The sequence below is a fragment of the Mesorhizobium sp. WSM4849 genome, assembly GCF_055811385.1.
In genome coordinates this window covers 1-1,719 of the sequence record NZ_JBVVPW010000088.1, presented here as the reverse complement: position 1 = coordinate 1,719, position 1,719 = coordinate 1, and the positions used below count along the sequence as shown (strand labels likewise).

Genomic DNA, 1,719 nt, shown 5'->3' with positions numbered 1-1,719 from the left:
TCTGAACCTCAGATATTTCCGACTGCACGTCGCACTGCAATTAACCGCTTCTCCCATGCGTCGCCGGTGAGCCTCTTTGCGCGCGCTGCCAAAAGTTGCGGACGAAGGATGTCGCGCAGTGCATCGGTCAGCGGCGGACCGGGCAGGCGGCTCCAGTCAGTGTCCATCAGGATCGACCACTTTTCTTCATCTATCTCGCCCGGGGCCTCCCGCTGATCTACCCAACCCAATTGGGCCTCACATGGGCCTGAAATGCCATAGCGGAGACCAGGTCCGCCCTTAATGATGTTGTCGATCTCTTCCATCGTAGCCTCGCCGGCCGCGATCATGTGGAACCCCTCCCGCCACATCGCGGCTTGCAGGCGGTTGCCGATAAAACCCGGAATGGCATGCGACATTACAACCGGTTGTTTGCCGATGCTGCGGTAGAATTCGACCGCAGCTTCAAGTCTTTCAGTCGGCATTTCAGGTGTGCCGACGATCTCCATTGCCGGGACCAGGTGCGGAGGGGAAAAAGGATGTGCTACGAGGAGCCGACCCGGATTGGGAATGTCTCTAGCGATATCGGCTGGCAAAAGTCCTGATGTGGAGGAGGCGATAATCGAATCGAGCGGCGCTAGACTGGCAATTTCCCGGACCAGCGCTCGTTTGAGATCTATCTGTTCCGGGGCATTTTCCTGAACGAGCTCTGCCTCGGCCACCGCCTCACCCAAACTGGCGCAAAGTCGAAGGCGCGACCGTACAGTTGGCATTTGAAGCTCTCGCAACTGCGGCTCGTAGCGGTCGAGGGCGGCCAATAGACGATCCTGCCAACCCGTTGCCGGATCCCATGCGGTCACCTCATGCGCGCCAGTAATGAACAATGCCACCCAGCTCGCGCCTATGGTCCCTGTGCCGATGCATGCGATACGCATAGATTACCTCATATCAATGGATCTGGAGAGATACTTCTCGAGTGGGCTGCGAGGAACCTGATGAACTTGAAGCGATGACAACATTAGGTGCCAACGGCCTCAAGCGTCATCCGGCATATGGTTGTGATGTCGCAGATAGGCAGCCCTGTCATACGTCGGATTGCCGGCGTTATCGGCGGGAATCCAGTGCACGTGAACAGTAGCGCAGCGATGTCCGGATGTGCGACGCGGAGCCGCGCGACACAAGCTGCCACATCATTCTCGATGTCGGCGATATCGGTCGGTTGCGGCGGACGCATGCACGCGTTTTCCAACATCTTACCGCCTTCGATGCCGCCGATGACGATCCGATCCCGGTCGGCCTTGTCACTGAGCCCAAGCAAATCATCTCGAAACACGCGTGAATCAGCTGTGACAACAGCGAGTTTGGCTTTTGGCGGCAGTTGGCGGAGCAGCGCCGGCACTAAGAGCAGACTGGACATTACTACCGGGACACTTACCGCCGCAGCCACCGCTGCCTGATGCCGAACAGCAGAGCCGCAGTCCGAGCTGATTACGACCGCGCCTCGCTCTACCAGCCTCCGCGCTGCCGCAACAAAGGCGGGCTCGAGCGCAGGTTCGCCCTGCATCACAACATCCGCCCAGGCTCCCTCGACGGTTTCCGATATTACGGGAACGTCGAAAGTGGCTGAACTAAACAGCGACCCGGACGGCGGCGCCGGCCGCGTCACGCCGGGTGGCAAGCCAGGTTCCAAGCCCAGAATTCCAAGGCAGCTTCCGGTTTGCGACGTCATTCCGGCCTCCA

2 protein-coding genes are annotated in these 1,719 nt (G+C 59.3%); both read right to left on the bottom strand.

Going from position 1 to position 1,719, the window contains the following annotated elements; genetic code table 11:
• Nucleotides 1-8: 8 nt before the first annotated feature.
• Nucleotides 9-914: a 3-hydroxyacyl-CoA dehydrogenase NAD-binding domain-containing protein gene (locus AC0L3L_RS36305; protein WP_473642173.1), complete on the bottom strand. Its 906-nt coding sequence runs from the start codon at nucleotides 912-914 to the stop codon at nucleotides 9-11.
• 83 nt (nucleotides 915-997) lie between these two features.
• The gene (locus AC0L3L_RS36300; protein ID WP_473642171.1) at nucleotides 998-1,396 is read right to left on the bottom strand and encodes an aspartate/glutamate racemase family protein; all 399 of its coding nucleotides are present in this window, start codon (nucleotides 1,394-1,396) and stop codon (nucleotides 998-1,000) included.
• Between the last annotated feature and the right edge of the window lie 323 nt (nucleotides 1,397-1,719).